Source organism: Deinococcus apachensis DSM 19763, assembly GCF_000381345.1.
Taxonomy (GTDB): Bacteria; Deinococcota; Deinococci; order Deinococcales; family Deinococcaceae; genus Deinococcus; species Deinococcus apachensis.
Genome location: NZ_KB906410.1, coordinates 99668 through 119312 on the forward strand (window position 1 = coordinate 99668; position 19645 = coordinate 119312).

A 19645-nucleotide genomic window follows, 5' to 3' on the forward strand; every position below is an offset into this window, starting at 1 on the left:
CCGGCGCCGCGACCTGAGGTGACGATGGCGGGACAGACGAACTTTTTCCACCCGGGCGGGCCATGACGCTCGCCGTCTTTCTCCCCTTTCTGTTCGCCGCGCTCTGCGCCGGGCTGGGGCCGCGCCTGGGCCGCCGCACGGGGTACGTGGCCGCGCTCGCCTTCGTGCCCGCGCTGCTCCTCGCCCTGCCGCTCTCCGCCATGCCCGCTGCCGTGCCCGCGCTGGAGGTCACCCGCTGGGTTCCCACCCTGGACCTCGCCCTGGCCCTCCGGGGGGACGGCTTCTCGCTGCTGTTCGCGGTACTGATCGGCGTGATCGGCACGCTGGCGAGCCTTTACGCGGTCGCGTACCTCTCGGAGCGCGAACGCTTCGGGCGGTTTTACGCCTACCTGCTGCTTTTCGGCGGCTCGATGCTGGGGCTGGTCCTGAGTGACAACCTGATCGCCCTCTTCGGCTTCTGGGAGCTGACGAGCGTGACGAGCTTCCTGTTGATCGGGCTGTGGCACACCCGCTCGGCGGCGCGGGACGGGGCGGTCAAGGCCTTTCTGGTCAGCGCCCTGGGCGGCCTGGGCCTGCTCGCCGCCGTGGCGATGATCGGCATTGCGGGGGGCAGCACGTCGCTTTCCGGGCTGAATCTGGAGGCCCTGCGCGCCTCTCCCCTCTTCGTGCCCGCCCTGCTGCTCACCCTCCTCGCGGCGTTCACGAAGAGTGCCCAGCTCCCCTTCCACCTCTGGCTCCCGACGGCGATGGAGGCGCCCACGCCCGTCTCCGCCTTCCTGCACTCGGCGACGATGGTGAAGGCGGGCGTCTTGCTCGTCGCCAAGTTCGGACTGCTGTTCGGCTCCTCGGCACTGTGGAGCGGGATCATCGTGCCCGTGGGGCTCGCCACGCTGGTCTGGGGGGCGTGGATCGCGCTGCGGCAGACGGACCTCAAGGCGCTGCTCGCCTACTCCACCGTCTCGCAGCTCGGCCTGCTCATGAGCCTGTACGGGCTGGCGGACGCGGAGGGGAAGTTTGCGGCGACCGCGCACCTGCTCAACCACGCGGCCTTCAAGGCGGCCCTCTTCTTCGTGGTGGGCATCATCGACCACGAGACGGGGACGCGGGAAATTCCGCTGCTGGGCGGGCTGAGAAAGGCCTTGCCCCTCACCTTCGCCGCCGCGCTCCTCGCTTCTCTCAGCATGGCGGGGGTGCCGCCCCTGGGGGGCTTCATCTCGAAGGAGCTGTTCTACGAGGCGATGCTGCACCGGGGGCCGGTCTTTATCGCAGTCGCCATGCTGGGGAGTGCGCTCACCTTCGCGTACTCCTTCCGGCTGCTCCGGGTGTTCTGGGGACCGCCGCGCCACCCGGTAGGTGCCGAACCACACGAGGCCCCGCCCGGGCTGCTCGTGCCCGCCGGACTGCTGACCCTGACCGCCCTCACCTTCGGCCTGCTGCCGGGCAGTGCCGAGGCCCTAACACGGACGGCGCAGAACGCGCTGGACTTCGCCGCGTACAGGGGACACCTCCAGCTCTGGCACGGGGTCACGCCCGCGCTGCTCGCCACGCTCCTGACCTGGGGGCTGGGTGCGGGACTGATCGGGCAGGCCGGGCGGGTGGCGATCCTGCAGCGGCGCCTCACCCCGCGGGTGAACGCCAATACGGTGTATTACGCGCTGACCGAGGGAGTGAACGTCCTGTCCAGCCGCCTGATCGCCCGCACCCAGGGGCTCGCGCTGCCCGACCAGCTCCGAATCATGCTGGGGGCCGCCGCCCTGATCGCCGGGTACGCGGTGTGGCGGGCGCCGCAGGTCTTCCACCCGATTGGGACGCCGCCGCTCGCGCTGCTGCCCATCGCGGCGCTGCTCGTCGCTGGAGCGGTCGGGGTGCTGCTCGCCCACAGCCGCCTGACCGCCGTGGTCGTGACCGGGCTGACGGGCTTTGGGAGCGCCGCCGCTTTCCTGGGGCTGCGCGCACCCGACCTGGCGCTGACGCAACTGCTCGTGGAGGCGGTGACGGTGATCCTCTACCTGCTCGCCTTCCGCTACCTGCCGCGCGGCGGTGACCTGCCCCGCGCCCGCTGGCGGCTGCGCCTGGACCTCCTGCTGGCGGCCTCGATGGGCCTGGGGGCCACCCTGCTCGTGCTGGCGGGCGTGCGCTTCCTGGCCCCGCCGATCTCGCCGTACTACCTGGCGAACAGCTATGAACTCGCTGGAGGCCGGAACGTGGTGAACGTCCTGCTGGTGGACTTCCGGGGCTTCGACACCCTGGGCGAGATCGTGGTCGTCGGCACGGTCGCGCTCGCCGTGCTGGCCCTGGTGCGGCTGGGCAAGGGGGGCCGCCCGAGACTGGAGGCCAGTGCCCCCCCACCTTCCCCGGACACTCCCCCGGCTCCCCCCAGGATCAAGGAGGAGGCATGAGCCGCGAGAACCCGACTCCCGCTCCCGGTGCCCGCCGCGGGCCGACCCCCCCGCCCCTGACGGGCGACCCCATCCTGCGGACGGTGAGCCGCGCGGTCTTCGCGTTGGTGATCCTCTTCGCGCTGCTGCTGCTGTGGCGCGGGCACAACGCGCCGGGCGGGGGCTTTATCGCGGGGCTGATGACCGCCGCCGCCCTGATCCTGCACCGCATCGCCTACGGGCACTCCGCCCTGCGGCTCGACCCGGCCCGGCTGGTGCCCTGGGGGCTGGCGCTGTCCTTCCTGACCGGGCTGGTGCCCTACCTCCTGGGCAGGCCCTTTCTCAAGAGTGACTACGGGTACATCACCACCGCCCTGACCGGCAAGTTCGAGTGGGCGAGCGCGCTGCTCTTCGACCTGGGGGTGTACCTCGTGGTGGTGGGCGGGAGTCTTGCCATCGCCTACGGGCTCGCCGAGGTAAACCCGCAGGAACGGGTGGAGGACGACCAGTGAGGGGCATTTTTTGTCGGTCTGGGACGGGGGTGGCGCGCTGTTCGGGCGGGAAAAGAGCCTGTTTTAGGAACGGCCTCATTGACGCCGAGAGGCGCTGGCCGGGCGTTTGCGTTCCCCCCTCTGCTCCGCAGCTCTGCGAGTCCCAGCCTCCCCCGCAAGGGGGGAGGAGCAGAAACTCCACCTTCACTGGGGCGATGCGAACCACCGGTCAACTTCTGAGGCAGGCTCTGAAACCCCCCGGGCTGGTCGCTGGCCGCTGGTCGCCCTCCGCCCCCCCGGAGGCCCGCTGATGGAGACCCTCTTCGCCCTCCTGATCGGCCTCCTCATCGGCACGGGCGTCTTCCTGCTGCTGTCACGCTCGATTGTGCGGGTGGTGCTGGGGCTGAGCTTTATCACCTACGGGGGCAACCTGGCGATCCTGACGGTGGCCGGTCTGCGCGAGGACGCGCCGCCGCTGCTGACCCTGCGCGGGCCGTACGTGGACCCGCTGCCCCAGGCGCTGATCCTGACCGCCATCGTGATCGGGTTCGCCACGACGGCGCTGGTGCTCACCGTCGCCCTGCGCGCGTACCAAGTCGCGGGGCACGACGACGTGGAGGCGTTCGGCGACAGCCTGGCGCGCGACCCCGACGCGCAGCTCGATCTGGCCGCCGACCCCGAGCACCAGGGTCCCGACCGGCCCGACCCGGCGGAGACCCAGGTCTTCGTGCTGGCTGCCGTGCCCCGGGTCCGCCTCCCGGAGGACGGGCCGTGAGCCCCCTCGCCTGGCTGACCCTCGCCCCCATCCTCACGCCGCTGGGCTTCGGGCTGGGGCTGCTGTGGCCGTGGAGGCGTCCGGTGCGGGTGGGGCTCGCGCTGGCGGGCACCGGGCTCACGCTCGCCTTCGCGCTGGGGCTGCTCCTCGCTACGGCGGACGGCACGGTGCTGGTGGGGGAACTCGGCGGCTGGCCCGCCCCCTTCGGCATCGTGATGACCGCCGACCGCCTCACGGCCTGGGTCAGCGTGCTGGGCGCGGTGAGTGCCCTCCTCGCCGTGTGGCAGGCCGCCGCCGACCCCGACCCGGCGCGGGAGAAACACCACCTCTTCGCCCTGATGCAGTTCCTGTTCGCGGGGGTGCAGCTCTCGTTCCTGACCGGGGACCTCTTCAACCTGTTCGTGGCCTTCGAGGTGATGCTGGTGGCCTCCTACGCGCTGGCGGTGCTGGGCTCGACGCGGGAGCAACTGCGCGAGGGCTTCCGCTACATCGTTATGAACCTCGCCGCCTCGGCGCTGCTGGTGGTCGCGTGCGGGCTCGCGTACGGGGTGCTGGGGACGCTCAACCTCGCGCACCTCGCCCAGCGGTCGGCGGAACTGGGGCCGAATACAACCGTCACCGCCGTGGGGGTCCTGCTGCTGATCGTGTTCGCCACGAAGGGGGCGCTCTTCCCGTTGGGCTTCTGGCTGCCGGGCACGTATCCGGCGCTGCCGCCCGCCGTGGGCACCTTTTTCGCGGCGGTGCTCACCAAGGTCGGCGTGTACGCCCTGCTGCGGGTGTTCACGACCGTGTTCGCCCAGGAGGCGGGGGTGACGAACACGCTGCTGCTGCTGCTGGGCACGGTGACGATGCTGTACGGGGCGCTGGGGGCGGCCTCGCAGCGGGAGTGGCGGCGCATCCTGTCCTTCCTGGTGGTGAGCTCGGTGGGTTACCTCGCCTTCGGGCTGGGGGTGGGGACCGCTGAGGCCGTGCGGGCGAGCGTGGGGTACTTCGCGGTCAGCGTGCTTGTCACGACCGCCCTCTTCTCCATCGCCACCGTCGCCGAACGGGCGAGCGGCTCGCGGCTGGTGCGGGTGCGGGGGATGCTCGACGCGCTGCCGCTGCTCGCCGGGTGCTTCCTGCTGTGTGCGCTGACGGTGGCGGGGCTGCCCCCCAGCGGGGGCTTCGTGGCGAAGTACGCGCTCGTGCGGGCGGGGCTGGCCGAAGGGTCGCTCCTGGCGCTGCTGGCGGTGGCGAGCGCCCTGCTGAGCAGCCTGATCACCCTGTACGCGATGCTCAACGTCTGGCGCGGCTTCTTCTGGGGCCAGCACCCGACCTGGCTCCCGATCTACCGGGTGCCGCGTCCGCTGCGCGCCTCCGCCTACGCGGCCTCCGCGCTCGTGGCGGGGCTGACCGTCTTCGCCGGGCCGCTCTTCGCCCGGGCCGACGCCACCGCCGCCGAACTGCGGGACAACATGCGCTATATCCGGGGCGTGCTGGGCGACCGGCCCGTGGTGATTCCCGAGCCGCCGACCGGGGAGGAGGTCAAATGAGGGGCTTTACCCTCAACCTCCTGCTCGCCGTGGTGTGGGCGCTCTTCGCCGGGGAGGTCAGCCTGCGGGAACTGACCATCGGCTTCGCGCTGGGCTTTGCCATCCTGGCGCTGTTCCCCTGGGCGCTGGGCACGGGCGAGTACGTCCGCCGCGTGTTCGCCGGGCTGAGCTTCCTGGGCTTTTTCCTGCGCGAACTCACGGTGGCGAACGCCCACGTCGCCCTGCTCGCCCTGCGGTCCCGGCCCGAGCTCCACCCCATGATCGTGGCCGTGCCGCTGCGTGTGCGGGGTGAGGGGGCGCTGACCTTCCTCGCCGCCATCATCGGCCTGATGCCCGGCACCGTCGTCCTGGGCTTCAGCCCGGACCGGCGCATTCTCTATGCCCACGCTATCGGCACCCTCAGCGCCGAGAGTGCCCACGCCTCCATCCTGGAGGTGGAGGAGCGCCTGCTGCGGGTCGTCTCGCCCCACCCCGCCCCCCCGGAGGTCCGCCCGTGATCGTCAATCTCGCGCTCGGCATCGTCACCCTGTCCGTCCTGCTCGTCGCCTATCGGGTACTGCGGGGTCCCTCGTGGGGCGACCGCATCATGGCCTTCGACTTCCTGAGCGTGAACCTGGTCGTGCTGTTTGCCCTGATCGCCGTCAAGACCCGCCTCCTCGTGACCCTCGACGCCGCGTTGGTGCTGAGCCTGCTGGGCTTCCTGTCCACCGTGGCCCTGACACGCTACCTGCTGGTGGGGCGGGTGATGCGGTGAGGGGGGGCAGCTATGACTGACTTTTACGCGCTGCGGGACATTCCCATCCTGATCGGGGCGTTTTTCGTGCTGACCGCCGCCGTCGGATTGGTGCGGTTTCCCGACCTGTACTCGCGGCTGCACGCGAGCAGCAAGCTGGTCACGCTGGGCTCGGCGGGCATCTTTCTGGGCGTGGCGCTGGAACTGGCGGACGCGGCGGCCTTCACACGGCTGGCAGCGGTGCTGCTCTTCCAGTTCCTCACCACGCCGCTGAGTGCTTACCTGATCGCCCAGGCCGCCTACCTGCGGGGCCTCGCGCCCAGGCTGGACGGCACCGACGAGTGGGGCGCGCTGGGCCAGGCCGATCAGGTGGCCCAGGCGGACCGAGACACGCAACGGGCGATGGCGGCGGAGAGGCCGTGACCGGCTAGGCTATGTCCTCGACACCGAGACCAAGGAGACAAGACCGAAACTCTTCAAGGTAGCCTTCCTGGTCTGGGTAAGTTTCCCGAGGTAGTGAAATCCTGTCGCGCCGGGATGGCGTGCTCGTTCACCCCCTCTCCTGCGGAGCTGCACCAGTCCCAGCCTCCCTTCTCAAGGGGGAGGAGCAAAAATTACGTCTCGAAGCTACGTTCCAGAACGTGGAGTTGGGAAGTCACCAAAACGGACCGGACCATTGCCAGTGGCCCACTCGGTGAGCCTTCCCCTCACGCCGCAGGCCGCGCGCCCTTCCCCCGCGTCCGCCACAGGCTGACGACCACGCCGCCCAGGATGGCGAGGGTCACGCCCAGGCTGATCGCCGGGTCGAGCTTGCCGTAGAACTGGTTGTAGAAGATCTTGCCGCCGATGAACACCAGCACGAGCGCCAGCGCGGGCTTGAGGGCGGAGAAGCGGTGAATCAGGGCGTCGAGCGCGAAGTACAGGGCGCGCAGCCCCAGGATGGCGAAGATGTTGCTCGTGTACACGATGAAGGGGTCCTGGGTGATGGCAAAGATCGCCGGGATGGAGTCCACCGCGAACACGAGGTCGGCGGCCTCGACGAGCAGGAGGGCGAGCAGCAGCGGCGTGGCGTGCAGGCGCATCCGGCCCGCGGCATCGGGAAGGCAGGTGACAAAACGTGCGCCGTCGAGCTTCGGGCTGATCGGCATGACCCGGCGCAGGGCGCGGACGACGGGATGGCGCTCCAGGTCGGGCACCCCGTGGCCCCCTTTCACGAACAGCAGCCGCAGCCCCGTGAGCAGCAGAAACGCGCCGAAGACCCACATCACCCAGGCGAAGTTGCTCACCAGGGCGGCCCCGAGCCCGATCATGAGGCCGCGCAGCACGATCACGCCGAGAATGCCCCAGAAGAGGACCCGGTGCTGGAGGTGCCGGGGCACCGCGAGCGCCGCGAAGATCACGCTGATGACGAACACATTGTCGAGCGCGAGAGCCTTTTCCACTGCGAAGCCGGTCAGGTAAGCCATGCCGCTCCCTGGTCCCAGGACCACCCACACCCACGCGCCGAACAGCAGCGCGATAAGGATGTAGAAGGCGCTGAGCCCCAGGCTGGCCTTGACGCCAATCTCCTGCCCGGCGCCGTCCCAGCACCCCCAGGTCGAAGGCGAGAAGCCCTCCCACCAGCGTCAGGAACAGTGCCCACATCCACACCGGCTTGCCGAGCCAGAGGTCAAACAACCACGAAAAGCTTTGCTCCATAAGGGGTCGAGTCTTTCCGGCCCCCGCCGCGCGGTGCCCGCCTGGGCAGCCCACGAGAGGGCCAGACGGGATAGGCAGCCCGCACGGACGGCAGTCCTATCCAAGTCTGGCCCTTTGCTGGCGGGGGCCGGAGCAGGTGTCCTGCCCGAACTGACGGCCCCGCGCTCCCCACCTAAGTCTTCGGTGGGGCGGCTTACTCCCCCGGAGTGAATGCAGTCTGACAAGCGGGTGGCCCGATCCTCTGTGATCCAGGCAACAGCGCGCCCCGGAGACTAACCTTTGCTCAACCCCCCAGTGAGAACCTCAGCCCTCGCCGATCTGCCGCAGCCGCTCCACCCGCTCGGCGAGGTCATTCAGCCCCAGCCCCCGCAGGGCGCGGGCGCTGCGCTGGACTCCCGCCTCGTCCACCCGGTTCTCGTTCCATCCGGCGATCAGCATGGCGCAGCCCTGGAGCGCCTCGCCCACCTGCTCCTTGTGGAACATGGCAGCCAGGTTGCCGGGCTGCTCGGGCTGGGTCTGCTGGGCCTGCGCCTGCACGTCGAGCACGACCTGCATAAAGACCTGATCGAGCCGGGCGCGGTCGTCGGGGGAAAGGGCCTTGTCCTGGGTCATGCGGGCCAGTCTAGAGGGATGGGCGGCAAAGAAAGAGAGGTCCTGGGGGAACCTCTCTTCCACGTATTTCTCTGGGTCAGGGGAACAGCCGCACGATGGTATTGAAGCCCACGACGATCTTGCCGCCCGGTTGTAGGAGGACGTTGCGATTGTCGTCCACGGTTGCAAAGCCCGCGTTGCCGAATGAAGTGTCCAGCAGGCCAGCGGAACTGAGCCGCAGCACCGTCTTGTCATAGATTCCACTGCGGTCCTTATCTCTATTACAACCGCCCACCACCACCTTCTGATCGGCCTGCACCGCGATGGAGGGAACGCTGGCTTGAAAATCCGGCGGATTCAGCACATAGCCGTTGAAGGTGGAGTCTGACGAGCCGTCACCGCCCCGACGTTCGAATACGCAGTTGTCCAGGCTGCCCTTACCCGCAGCGAGCAACTTGCCATCGGCCTGCAATTCCAGGTCGGTCATCTGCAACACGGGGAAACGGTCATTGAGCCCCACGACCGAACCGTCGCCGTCAAACAAGGGGTCCGGGGCACCGTTTGGTTGGAACCGAACATAGACCCAATTGCGGTAGGGACCCGGATCGTACTGTTCGGCCACACCGCCCGCCACAATCTTGCCGTCTGGTTGCAGAATGAGTTGCTGGGCAACTGCGTTTGGGAAGCCAGGGAAGGTCGTGACGACGCGGCCACCACGGCCAAAGCCAGGGTCGAGCTGTCCACTGGGCAGCAACCGGACCACAGTGAAAGAGGCGACCGGACCTCCCGAGGGGTCGAAGCTGTAGCCAGGGAGGTCACGGGCACTACCCGCCACCACGATCCGCCCGTCCGGCTGCACTGCCAGCGTCCGGCTAACAGCGGGCAAATCATCCGTTTGCAGGATGCCGTCCTCGCTGAAGGTGGCGTCCGGCTCGCCGTTTGGCAGCAGGCGGATCAGGACCCCTGTAGGAGCGGGTTTGGGGTAGCTGCTCTTGCCCAGGCCCACGATCTTCCCGTCGGGCTGCACGGTGACGCGGATGGCCGTGTTTCCAGCTCCGACGTTTGAGGTGAAGCGTCCAGCGTTGCCGAAGCTGGTGTCCACACTTCCGTCCCGGTTGTACCGGGCGACAATGTAACCCGGCGCCATCGGCGTCCCCTCCACAGTTCCCGTTCCAAAGACGACGATCTTGCCGTCCGGCTGCACCACGGTGTCCGCTACCGTGAACCCCGGGGTGATCCGGCGGAAGCTCGGGTCGAGTGTTCCGGCCGGACTTTGAGTTGGTGGCGTTCCCGCCTGGCAGTAGATCAGGGGCGCGGCCCAGTCGGCATGATCGGAACTCGTCCCGTCACCCGCGTCCGTCACCACCATCCGCAGTTCGCGCTGCCCATTGATGGGCACATCCGCCCGGCGGGTCGCGCTCGCCCCCGTCATCACGCCGCTGTCATAGGCCTTCTGGCCGTCCAGGAACACCTGGAAGACCACGCTGCCCCGGGAGCCCACCTCGTCGTCCACACCCACGTCGGCGGTGAAGCGGGTGCAGGTGTTGCCCCGCGCGTCCTTGAGGGCAAAACGGAGTTCGCTGTAGGCGTGGGCGCCGAAGCCCCGCGCATAGGTCTTGCCGTTCAGCGTGAGCGTCTTGCCGTCCCCCGGATACTGCTCGCCGTTGCTGTGGTCGAGTTCGATGGGACCCCAGCCGTTCGTCGCCGCCAAGATGGGTTCGAAGTACAGGTTGTTCGCGCCGGGATCGAGGCTGAGTGCAACAACACCGTCGGGAAGCGTCCCGGCCTCCTGCCCTGGGGGTGTGGTCATCTGGGGGGCAGGACTCTGGCTGCACGCGAAGAGCAGCAGGGCCGAGGTCAGACCGAGGACGAGCCGGGGAACGGACGCACGCATACTTCCTCCTGAACGTGAGGGTTCAGACGACGAAAAGTGAGTGGACGACTCAAAGTGACATTTCTCGCACCGACCAACCTGATCTGGGCCTCATCACTGGACCATTCTTTTCTCATATCCAGTCAATGAGGGGAGCGCTCTCCTCCTGGGCGTTCGGGAATGCCGGAGAGGCAGGCTCCTGCCCAGACACCCGCACAGACCTTTTCCGGCCCCTATGAACTCGTCCGTTATCTTGGGGCATCTTCACCGGAGCAGTCCCAGACACGAGGAGGCGCGGGCATGAGGTACGAGCCGGGCAACAGGTTCTTCGACGAGATGTTCACGCCGGACGGGGCGGTGCGGCCCCACTACCAGGGCGTGCAGGGCTACATCGACCGCCAGGGCGTGGCCGAGTTCCAGCGGCGCCACCGCCTGCTCGACCTCGCGTTTCGCAACCAGGGCATCACCTTCACCGTGTACGGCGACGCGCAGGGCACCGAGCGGACCTTTCCCTTCGACCCGGTGCCGCGCATCATCCCGGCCGCCGAGTGGGCGCACCTGGAGGCGGGGCTGACCCAGCGGGTGCGGGCGCTGAATGCCTTTCTGAACGACATCTATTGCGACGCGCAGATTCTGGGGGATGGGGTGATCCCCGCCGAACTCGTCTACACCTCAGCCCACTTCCGCCGTGAGGTTCATGGGCTCAAGGTGCCGCAGGGCCTCTACACCCACATCGTCGGCACCGACCTGATCCGGGACGAGAAGGGCGAGTACCTCGTGCTGGAGGACAACCTCAGATCGCCCAGCGGCGTGTCGTACCTGCTCGCCAACCGCCAGGCGATGACACGCATCTACCCCGGCATGTTCGAGGGCCAGGGGGTGCGCCCGGTGGGGCACTACGCGACGGCGCTCCTCGCGCTGCTCCAGTCCATCAGCCCCCGCGAGAACGGCACGGTCGTGGTGCTGACCCCCGGGATGTACAACTCCGCGTACTTTGAACACGCCTACCTCGCCCAGCAGATGGGGGTGGAACTCGTTGAGGGCCGCGACCTCTTCGTGGACGGGGGCCGGGTGTGGATGCGGACGACGGGCGGACGGCAGCAGGTGGACGTGATCTACCGCCGCATCGACGACGACTTCCTCGACCCCCTCACCTTCCGGCCCGACTCGGCGCTGGGGGTGGCGGGGCTGGTCGAGGTGTATCGCCAGGGCCGGGTGGCGATTGCCAACGCCATCGGCACGGGCGTCGCGGACGATAAGGCGGTGTACGCCTACGTGCCCGACATGATCCGCTACTACCTGAACGAGGCGCCGCTTCTGAACAACGTGCCCACTTACCTGGGCTGGAACGCCGACCATCTGGAACACATGCTCGCCCACGCCGACGAACTCGTCTTCAAAGCGGTCGGCGAGGCGGGCGGGTACGGGATGCTGCTCGGCCCCTACGCCACCCGCGAGGAGGTGGAGACGTACCTCGTCAAGGTGCGGGCCAATCCGCGCGAGTTCATCGCGCAGCCCGTCGTGGGCCTCAGCCGCCACCCCACCTTCTACCCGGACACCGGGCTGTTCGAGCCCGCGCACGTGGACCTGCGGCCCTACATCCTGTGCGGGCAGGAGGTCACCATCGTGCCGGGCGGTCTGACTCGGGTGGCGCTGCGGCGGGGCTCGCTCGTCGTGAACTCCAGCCAGGGCGGCGGCTCCAAGGACACCTGGGTCCTCGACCACGACGGCCCGGCCACACCCCGGGGGATGAGCCAGCTCTGGCACGGCGACTCGCAGGGACAGTCGCAGAGCCAGTACCAGGGCGGGCTGGGGTCGGCGCCGGGGGGGCAGAGCCAGTCTCAGGCGCAGACAGGGGGCGGCGCCCAGAGCCAGTCGCAGCGCTACGGGCAGTCGCAGGCCGACGCGGAGGACTGGGGTACGCCCCCCGAAGACACGCCCACACCGGAGGACGCACCCGGTCAGCATTCCTTCCAGCAGGAGCTGGAGAAGGGCGAGCTGGGCCAGGGCGGGCACGACGGGGAGGACCGCTGATGCTGCTGCTCTCGCGCCTGGCCGAGAACCTCTTCTGGATCGGGCGGTACGTGGAACGCGCCGAGAACACCGCCCGCCTCCTGAACGTCAACTACTACACGTCGCTGGAAATTGGCGGACGCGCCCGTGAGTCCTGGCGCCCGCTGCTGGAGATGACGGGCGGCGAGGCGGAGCTGCGCGCGAAGTACGGGCGGGTGGACGCGCGCTCGATCAGCGCGTGGCTGGCCCTCGACCGCGACAACCCGTCGAGCATTGCGTCGAGCGTCCAGCGCGCCCGCGAGAACGCCCGCGGCCTGCGCGACCGCATCCCCTCCGAGATGTGGGAGGCGATCAACCGCACGTACCTCAACCTCTGCTTCCAGAATGAGGAGTTGCTCGACCGCGACGGCCTGTTCGAGTACTGCGCAGAGGCGCGCGACGCCTCGCAGTTCTTCTTCGGGATCGCCTTCGCCACCCTCCCGCGCGACGAGGGCTGGTCCTTCATGCGGGCAGGGCAGATGCTGGAGCGCGGCGACAACATGCTGCGGGTATTGCAAAGCCGCTACCGCAATCTGGAGAGCGCCGACCTGACCGACCCCAAGCAGCGGGCCATTCAGGACCAGCGCTGGGTCAGCATCCTCAAGGGGGCCAGCGCCTACGAGGCTTACCGCAAGCGGGTCCAGACCGGCATTGATCCCCTCCGCATCGGCCAATTCCTGCTGCTGGACGAATTCTTTCCCCGCAGCGTTCGCTACAGCGCCGAGAACCTGCACGACGCCCTGACCCAGATCGAGCGCCACCACCCCGGCGCCCACCCCGAGGTGCTGCGGCTCTCGCGCTGGCTGGTCGCGCGGCTGCAATACGCCGGGGTCACGGACATCCTTCACGAGGACAACCCGGCGCTGGCGGAACTGCTGGGCGACTTCAACCGGGTGGGCGCGGCGATCAACGCGGCGTACTTCCAGCAGGAATGAGGGGGAGGGGCCAGAGGCCGGGGCGCCCACACTCCCCGGCCCTATCTGCACCGGGTCACCTTCTCGCCCGCCCGGCATGGCAGACTGCCCGGCGGGGCCAGCCTGGCCGCGTCATCTGAGGGCCACATGCGCTGCGAGATCCGACACACCACCGAGTACCGCTACCCGAAACCCGCCTGGGACTCCTTCAACGAGGTGCGGCTGCACCCGTCGAACGAGGCGCGGCAGACCGTGCGGTCCTTTCACCTGCACGTCGAGCCGGAGGCCGAGATCACGTCCCACAAGGATTACTTCGGGGCGCTGGTGCATCACGTCCACGTGCATGAGGCCCACACGTTCCTGAAGATCACGGCGGAGGCCATCGTCGACACCCACCCGGTGCCCGACCCGGCGCCCGTACCCTTGTCCGAGCTGCGCGGGGTGCGGGGACGGTACACGGAGTTCCTGGTGTCCAGCCCCCGAGTTCCGGCGGGCGAATGGCCGGAGCTGTTCGGGGTGCGGCGCCCCCTGCCCCACGAGGACCTGCCGGGCTTCCTGCTGGAGCTCACGGGCCACCTCCACCGCCGCTTCACCTACGCTGCGGGCGCCACGTCAGTGAGCACCCCGCTCGCCGAGTTCGCGCGCCACGGCCGGGGCGTCTGCCAGGACTTCACGCACGCGATGCTCGCCGTGGCCCGGCAGCTCGGCATTCCCGCCCGCTATGTCAGCGGCTACCTGTACAGCAGCGGCGGGATGCTGGGCGCGGAGGCCACCCACGCCTGGGTCGAATGCTTCCTGCCGGGCACGGGCTGGCTGGGCTACGACCCCACCAACAACTGCCTCGCCCGAGAGCGGCACGTCAAGATCGGCCACGGGCGCGAGTACAGCGACGTGTCCCCCGTGCGCGGCACCTACTACGGCGGCGGGCGCGGCGAACTCGATGTGGATGTGCGAGTCTACGCCGAGCAGTGAGGCGGGTACTGATCACCGGCATGTCGGGCGTAGGTAAATCCTCCGTCCTAGAGGAGTTGGCGCGGCGCGGCTTTCCCGCCATCGACACAGATTCGGACGAGTGGTGCGAGTGGATGATTGACCCGCAGACGGGCGAGCCGGACTGGATCTGGCGGGAGGACCGGATGCGGGACCTCCTGACCGGCCATCATGAGCCTGTCCTGTTCGTCAGCGGGTGCAAAAGCAACCAGGGGAAGTTCTACGACAGCTTTGAGGACGTCGTCCTGCTGAGCGCCCCGCTGGAAGTGATGCTTGATCGGATTGCCAGACGCACGAACAATCCGTACGGCAAGAGCGAGGAGGAACGGCGGCAGATTGTGGAGTACGTCCGCTTTGTCGAACCCCTCCTGCGGCGCGGGGCCACCCTGGAACTGGATACCTCCACCCTGACAGTGCCCGAGGTCGCGGATCGCCTGGTTGCCCTGGCCCGGCCAGGGTAGGCAGGCTGCGCCAGCAAGAAGGCCGGGGAGGTGGTGATGCGCCTCCCCGGCCCCTGTGGAGTTCACTCAGCGCACGAACGGTGCGAGGATCAGCGCCAGCAGGAAGGCCTGGACCGCCCAGTTGGCAATGCCCGCGAGAATCAGCGTGACGCCGCCGCTTACGGTGTCGCGCAGGTTCATGCTGGACTGCACCGCCAGGAAACCGAAGAAGATCATCGCCACCGAGATCAGGAAGCCGACGATCCAGCCCAGGATCGGGATGATGCCCAGCACGGTCCCCAGGATGCTGAGGGGCACGAAGAACAGCGCGAAGGAGTACGCGACCTCGGGGTAGGTGCCGGTGCCGCGGAACAGGTACTTGCCAATCAGGTACACCAATCCGGTAAAGACCGCAAACTGAACCGGGATCAGGATCAGGCGGGTGATGAACTGCCCGATCACGGTCACGTTGGCGTGGAACGGGGCGAAGATCGCGGCGATCACGGCGGACACCAGGGCGGCGACCAGCACGTACGTCAGCGCCTGCTGCGTCCCTCCCCGGCGCTCGAACAGCTCGAAGGTCGCGGGGCTGGGGCGGGAGAGGACCGCCACGCTCTGGCCGAACATGTCCGACAGCCGCGCCTGCAAAGGAGTGGGGGTGGTCATGCCCCAGAGTACGGTGGAGGTTGGCCGAGTGTTCCCGGGGACAGGCAGAGGTAAAGCGTCACTAAAGGCAGTGGGGTTCTTCAACCACGCACGCGTCCAGAACCGGGTCGCCCCCTTCAGTTAAGGGAAAAATCGGGTTGGATTGCCACCTCCAGGGAACGGCCCGACCATTCCTCCCTGCCCGCACGGTTGCTTTCCCCTCCCCGTGAGACAATCTGCCCATGACGGACCAGTCCTCCCCCACCCCCGAGGCGAACGAGGTGCAGACGCACAGCGGCTTCGTCGCCATCGTGGGCAAGCCGAACGTCGGCAAGAGCACGCTGCTCAACGCCTTCCTGAATACCAAGGTCGCGCCCACCAGCCCGCGCCCCCAGACCACCCGCCGGGGCGTGCGCGGCATCTACTCCACCGACACGCAGCAGATCGTCTTCGTGGACACGCCGGGGCTCCACAAGCCGAAAGACGCCCTGGGCAAGTACATGAACCAGGAGGTTCACAGCGCTCTGGCGGACGTCGACGTGATCCTCTGGGTCGTGGATCTGCGCCACCCGCCCACCGAGGAGGACGAACTCGTGGCCCGGCAGGTGCGCGACCTCCCCAAGCCCCTCTTCCTGATCGGCAACAAGGTGGACGCCGCCAAGTACCCCGAGGAGGCGATGAAGCTCTACCGCGCCCTGCTGGAGGGCCGGGCGGGCGAGACCCAGGAAACCGCCCTCAGCGCCCAGAACAACCCGGAGGCCGTCACTACCCTGCGCGAGCAGATTCTCGACGCTCTTCCCGAAAATCCCTTCTTCTTCCCGCGCGGCGCGGCCTCCGACCAGACCCGCGAGCAGTGGGCCGCCGAGATCATCCGCGAGGAGGCGATGAAGAAGCTGCGCGAGGAGCTGCCCTACGCCGTCGCCACCCGCGTGACGAACTGGACCGAGCGCGAGGACGGCCTGCAGCGCATCGAGGCCGAGATCGTCGTGGAGAAGAACGCCCACAAGGGCATGGTGATCGGCGCGGGCGGCAAGATGCTGCGCGAGATCGGCCAGGCGGCCCGCAAGCAGCTCGAAGTCTTCCTGAACCGCAAAGTCTTCCTGGGCCTGGAAGTCATCGTGATCCCCGGCTGGCGCGAGGACGAGGAGGCGCTGCGGGAACTGGGGTACGAGTAAAGCTCAGCTTCCAGCGCGAGAGGGGAAGCGGTGGCTGGAGCTGCCGCTTTCTCTTGCCCACGCCAGGTACGCCGCCTCCACGAACAGCCAGGTGTGGTGCATCCGCAACTCGCCGCGTGAATACAGACCCTCAACCTCCCGCCGGGTGAAGTAGCGGGCTTCCCGCACCTCCCCGGCGAAGTCCGGCAGCGGGGCGGGCACGCCCTCCTCCCCCAGCACCTCGGCGAGCCAGGCGAAGCGCTGGACCAGGGCGCCGTCGGGGAAGCGGCCCAGCAGCACGTCGAGGAGGCGCACGGGTCGCACCGTCAGCCCCGTTTCCTCGTACGCCTCGCGGACGGCGGCGTCCTGGGGATGCTCACCTTCCTCCACGGCCCCGGCAGGGATGTGCCACAGGCCCGCGCTCCCCGGCTTCCCCTCACGCACGAGCAGAACCTCATCCCGGTCATTGAGAATGACGACGCCCGCCGAGCGCAGCGGAACGGGGATATGAAAGGTCTCGTCGTACTGCATGGTCAGCCCGTCACCCGGCGGATGTGGGCCAGGTGGTGCTGCCCATGCCAGGCATACATCGCGGCCAGCGTGTCCACCGTGTAGGTCCGCCCCTGCGCGGGATGCGTCCACTCACGGCGCCACCCATCGGGAGTCAGGGCGCCGAGGACCGCGACCCAGCGCGCGTGCAGGCCGTCCAGCAGGCTCAGGCTGGGCCGGGCGGGCAACCCCATGTCCGCCAGCCTCGCCCAGTCCCCCTCCTCGTAGGGCTTCACGGTGGGGTTGGCCTCGGTCAGGGCGAGTTTGAGCCGCACCACGGCATTCATGTGGCTGTCGGCGAGGTGGTGGACGACCTGACGCACCGTCCAGCCGCCGTCCCGGTACGAAGTGTTCAGTACGGCGTCCGGCTGGCCCTCAACCAACTGACGCAGTTCGGCGGGCAGGGCGCGGATGGCCTGAATTGCCTCCTGCCTCTCCCCCGGCGTGAGCGTGAGGGGCTGCGGCATCGGCCCGAGGGGATACCGGGGGTCGGTCATCGGCCCGCCTCCTTCCTTGTCCAGCGGTCCGCGTCCCGGGTCTCGATCTTCTCCATCATGCGCTCGAAACCGCGTTCCAGGTTCAGGCCGCGCTCGTTCGCCATGCAGATCATCACGAAGAGCAGGTCGGCGAGTTCCAGCTCCAAGTCCCCCGCGTCCTCACCGGGCTTGGGCGTCTTGCCGTTCCGGTGCGCGATGACCCGCGCGACTTCGCCCGTCTCCTCAGTCAGGCGGGCCAGCATCAGCAGCGGCGGGAAATACCCCTCCTCGAACTGGCCGATGTAGGCGTCCACACGCCGCCGGGCTTCCTCGAAGGTCAGACTCATGCGCCCAGGGTAAGAGAAAACCAGCCGCGGGTGAGGCGGCTGGCGGGCGCTGGGCGGCTCAGCGGATGTAGAGGTACGTCTCCTGCACGTCCCGGTCAGCCACCGGGTAGGGCTCGATGTAAGTGGTGGTGACGGTGTTCCAGCGGCCGTTGTCGTAGGTGCCGCTCAGGACGAGGTCGGTCGCGGGCCGCACCCGGGTGAAGATGGCCCGGACGCGCTGGAGGCCCCTGGGTGCGGCCACGTTGTACGTCACGCCGTCCTGCGGGCGCGGGAAGACGGTCGTGCCCGCCGGGACGTAGGCGTTGCGGACCAGGGTGCTGGCATACCCGTTGGGCTGGAGCGCCACCAGGGTGACGTACCCGGCGGTGCGGGTGGTCAGCCGGAACCGGACCGGGTCGCCCACGAAGTAGGTGGCGCCCTCTCCCCGGTCGGGGCGGAGGTCGGCAATCAGATTGCTGCTGCCCCCCGCCAGGCCGAGGTTCGAGCGGACGGAGACGGTGCAGGAACTCAGGCCCAGGGCCAGAGCGCCGAACAGAAGAGCTGTGCGCATAGGCTGAGCATAACCAGCGTGGCTGACGGGCGGCTGAGCGAAAGGGCAACACTCTCACGCCAAAATACCGGCCCGCGGGGACTACCCCCGAAGGTCACGCAGCGCAGCGTTTGGCCCGCGGGCGGAGGCGTAGCATGGGGCATGTCCCGCCCGCCTGTCGGCCCCACGGCCCTCCTGCTGCTTTTGCTGGCCGCGCCCGCCGCGCTGGGGCAGACGGCGACCTCGCCCGCCCCGGACCTGCCCCCCCTGACGGCCGGGGGGACCTACACCACCAACCGCTTCTTCGCGGATCTGAAGGCGGGAAGGGTGGAGAGGGTCACCCTGGACGGGGCCGGGAACGCCTCCGTCTACCTGATGAACACCGTCGCCACCAAGCCCCAGTCGGTGGTCGTCCCGCCCGACGAGGCGACCCTGACCCGGCTGCGGGAGGCGGGAGTGCCGGTCACCATCCTCTCGGGCCGCTCGCCCTTCAGTTGGGTCGGACAGGTCCTCCCGTTGATCGTCACGGCCCTCATCCTGCTCGTGCTGTGGCGCACGTTGCGCGGGGCGACAAGCGGGGGTGCCGCCAGTAATTTCGGGAAGTCGAAAGCGGCGGTGATCGCCGAAGGGCAGGTGAAGCTGACCTTTCAGGACGTGGCGGGGTGTGACGAGGCCAAGCAGGACCTGCAAGAAGTGGTGGACTTCCTGCGTCACCCCGAGCGCTACCACCAACTCGGTGCCCGCATCCCCCACGGTGTCTTACTGGTCGGCCCTCCCGGCAGTGGCAAGACCTTGCTCGCCAAGGCGGTGGCCGGAGAGGCCAAAGTGCCCTACTTCTCCATCAGTGGCAGTGACTTTGTGGAGATGTTCGTGGGGGTGGGCGCGGCGCGGGTGCGGGACCTGTTCGAGCAGGCGCGCAAGAGCGCGCCCTGCATCGTCTTCATCGACGAGATCGATGCGGTGGGCCGCAAGCGTGGGGTGAATCTGCAAGGCGGCAACGACGAACGCGAACAGACCCTCAACCAACTGCTGGTGGAGATGGATGGGTTTGGCAGCGGGCAGGAAGTGATCATCCTGGCCGCCACCAATCGACCCGATGTGTTGGACGCAGCTTTGCTGCGTCCCGGACGGTTCGACCGTCAAGTGGTGGTGGACGCGCCGGATGTGCGGGGCAGAGAAATGATCCTGCGCATTCATGCCCGCAAGAAACCGCTCGATCCTTCCGTTGATCTGGGCATCATTGCCAGAAGAACGGCGGGGATGGTCGGTGCGGACCTGGAGAATCTGCTGAATGAGGCGGCGCTGGGAGCAGCACGGGCGGGGCGGGTGCGGATCGTGATGCGGGATGTGGAGGAGGCGCGCGACCGGGTGTTGATGGGACCGGAACGGCGCAGCCTGGTGGTCCGCGAAGCCGACCGCAAGGTCACCGCCTACCACGAGGTCGGCCATGCCCTCGCCGCTCAACTCCTCCCCCACGC

Annotated in this window: 21 protein-coding genes; 13 read left to right on the plus strand and 8 right to left on the minus strand. The window is 68.5% G+C overall.

Annotated elements, in window-relative coordinates; genetic code table 11:
• Positions 1-62: 62 nt before the first annotated feature.
• The 7 genes from mbhE (at position 63) to mnhG (ending at position 6332) form a co-directional block, all read left to right on the plus strand.
• Entirely contained in the window at positions 63-2399 is a 2337-nt protein-coding gene (gene mbhE, locus F784_RS0116270; protein ID WP_019587787.1) for a hydrogen gas-evolving membrane-bound hydrogenase subunit E, read from the plus strand.
• Positions 2396-2890: a Na(+)/H(+) antiporter subunit B gene (locus tag F784_RS0116275; protein WP_019587788.1), complete on the plus strand. Its 495-nt coding sequence runs from the start codon at positions 2396-2398 to the stop codon at positions 2888-2890. Before mbhE ends, F784_RS0116275 begins: the two co-directional genes overlap by 4 nt.
• Positions 2891-3179: 289 nt before the next feature.
• A complete protein-coding gene (locus tag F784_RS0116280; protein WP_019587789.1) occupies positions 3180-3644 on the plus strand; it encodes a sodium:proton antiporter in 465 nt (154 codons plus the stop codon).
• Positions 3641-5176 (plus strand): proton-conducting transporter transmembrane domain-containing protein, encoded by a 1536-nt coding sequence (locus tag F784_RS0116285; protein ID WP_019587790.1) that lies wholly within the window; start codon positions 3641-3643, stop codon positions 5174-5176. Before F784_RS0116280 ends, F784_RS0116285 begins: the two co-directional genes overlap by 4 nt.
• Positions 5173-5673 (plus strand): Na+/H+ antiporter subunit E, encoded by a 501-nt coding sequence (locus F784_RS0116290; protein ID WP_019587791.1) that lies wholly within the window; start codon positions 5173-5175, stop codon positions 5671-5673. The genes F784_RS0116285 and F784_RS0116290 overlap by 4 nt, the downstream gene beginning before the upstream one ends.
• The gene (locus F784_RS0116295) at positions 5670-5930 is read left to right on the plus strand and encodes an MrpF/PhaF family protein (RefSeq protein WP_019587792.1); all 261 of its coding nucleotides are present in this window, start codon (positions 5670-5672) and stop codon (positions 5928-5930) included. Before F784_RS0116290 ends, F784_RS0116295 begins: the two co-directional genes overlap by 4 nt.
• Before the next feature lie 12 nt (positions 5931-5942).
• Positions 5943-6332 (plus strand): monovalent cation/H(+) antiporter subunit G, encoded by a 390-nt coding sequence (gene mnhG / locus F784_RS0116300; RefSeq protein ID WP_019587793.1) that lies wholly within the window; start codon positions 5943-5945, stop codon positions 6330-6332.
• Between the two features lie 284 nt (positions 6333-6616).
• On the opposite strand, the gene F784_RS23530 is transcribed toward mnhG, so the two are convergent.
• The 3 genes from F784_RS23530 to F784_RS25500 form a co-directional block, all read right to left on the minus strand.
• Positions 6617-7474: a TerC/Alx family metal homeostasis membrane protein gene (locus F784_RS23530; RefSeq protein ID WP_342662491.1), complete on the minus strand. Its 858-nt coding sequence runs from the start codon at positions 7472-7474 to the stop codon at positions 6617-6619.
• Between the two features lie 436 nt (positions 7475-7910).
• Positions 7911-8219 carry a hypothetical protein gene (locus F784_RS0116310; protein ID WP_019587795.1) on the minus strand — a complete coding sequence of 103 codons (309 nt, stop codon included), beginning with the start codon at positions 8217-8219 and terminating at the stop codon, positions 7911-7913.
• 76 nt (positions 8220-8295) lie between these two features.
• A complete protein-coding gene (locus F784_RS25500; RefSeq protein WP_019587796.1) occupies positions 8296-10092 on the minus strand; it encodes an NPCBM/NEW2 domain-containing protein in 1797 nt (598 codons plus the stop codon).
• 279 nt (positions 10093-10371) lie between these two features.
• On the opposite strand from F784_RS25500, the gene F784_RS0116320 reads away from it, so the two are divergent.
• The 4 genes from F784_RS0116320 (at position 10372) to F784_RS0116335 (ending at position 14488) form a co-directional block, all read left to right on the plus strand.
• A complete protein-coding gene (locus tag F784_RS0116320) occupies positions 10372-12105 on the plus strand; it encodes a circularly permuted type 2 ATP-grasp protein (protein WP_019587797.1) in 1734 nt (577 codons plus the stop codon).
• A complete protein-coding gene (locus F784_RS0116325) occupies positions 12105-13058 on the plus strand; it encodes an alpha-E domain-containing protein (protein WP_019587798.1) in 954 nt (317 codons plus the stop codon). The genes F784_RS0116320 and F784_RS0116325 overlap by 1 nt, the downstream gene beginning before the upstream one ends.
• A 126-nt stretch (positions 13059-13184) precedes the next feature.
• Positions 13185-14009, plus strand: a complete 825-nt coding sequence (locus F784_RS0116330) for a transglutaminase family protein (RefSeq protein WP_019587799.1) — start codon at positions 13185-13187, stop codon at positions 14007-14009.
• Positions 14006-14488, plus strand: a complete 483-nt coding sequence (locus F784_RS0116335) for an AAA family ATPase (RefSeq protein ID WP_026332527.1) — start codon at positions 14006-14008, stop codon at positions 14486-14488. Before F784_RS0116330 ends, F784_RS0116335 begins: the two co-directional genes overlap by 4 nt.
• Positions 14489-14554: 66 nt before the next feature.
• Here the strand turns inward: F784_RS0116335 and F784_RS0116340 are convergent, their stop codons facing one another.
• A complete protein-coding gene (locus F784_RS0116340; RefSeq protein ID WP_019587801.1) occupies positions 14555-15133 on the minus strand; it encodes a YIP1 family protein in 579 nt (192 codons plus the stop codon).
• Between the two features lie 221 nt (positions 15134-15354).
• Here F784_RS0116340 and era point away from each other — a divergent pair, with 221 nt between their 5' ends.
• On the plus strand, positions 15355-16287 hold the full coding sequence (gene era, locus F784_RS0116345) for a GTPase Era (RefSeq protein ID WP_019587802.1): 933 nt from the start codon (positions 15355-15357) through the stop codon (positions 16285-16287).
• A 3-nt stretch (positions 16288-16290) separates the two neighbouring features.
• On the opposite strand, the gene F784_RS0116350 is transcribed toward era, so the two are convergent.
• The 4 genes from F784_RS0116350 to F784_RS0116365 are packed head-to-tail and all read right to left on the minus strand — an operon-like array spanning position 16291 to position 18188.
• Positions 16291-16797, minus strand: a complete 507-nt coding sequence (locus F784_RS0116350; protein WP_019587803.1) for a Nudix hydrolase — start codon at positions 16795-16797, stop codon at positions 16291-16293.
• Between the two features lie 2 nt (positions 16798-16799).
• The gene (locus F784_RS0116355; protein WP_019587804.1) at positions 16800-17312 is read right to left on the minus strand and encodes a YfiT family bacillithiol transferase; all 513 of its coding nucleotides are present in this window, start codon (positions 17310-17312) and stop codon (positions 16800-16802) included.
• Entirely contained in the window at positions 17309-17638 is a 330-nt protein-coding gene (locus F784_RS0116360) for a nucleotide pyrophosphohydrolase (protein WP_019587805.1), read from the minus strand. The genes F784_RS0116355 and F784_RS0116360 overlap by 4 nt, the downstream gene beginning before the upstream one ends.
• 58 nt (positions 17639-17696) lie before the next feature.
• Positions 17697-18188, minus strand: coding sequence for a DUF4384 domain-containing protein (locus tag F784_RS0116365; RefSeq protein ID WP_019587806.1), 492 nt, complete (start codon positions 18186-18188; stop codon positions 17697-17699).
• A gap of 141 nt (positions 18189-18329) precedes the next feature.
• Here F784_RS0116365 and F784_RS23540 point away from each other — a divergent pair.
• The coding region (locus tag F784_RS23540; RefSeq protein ID WP_019587807.1) for an ATP-dependent metallopeptidase FtsH/Yme1/Tma family protein at positions 18330-19645 on the plus strand (1316 nt) is incomplete at its 3' end.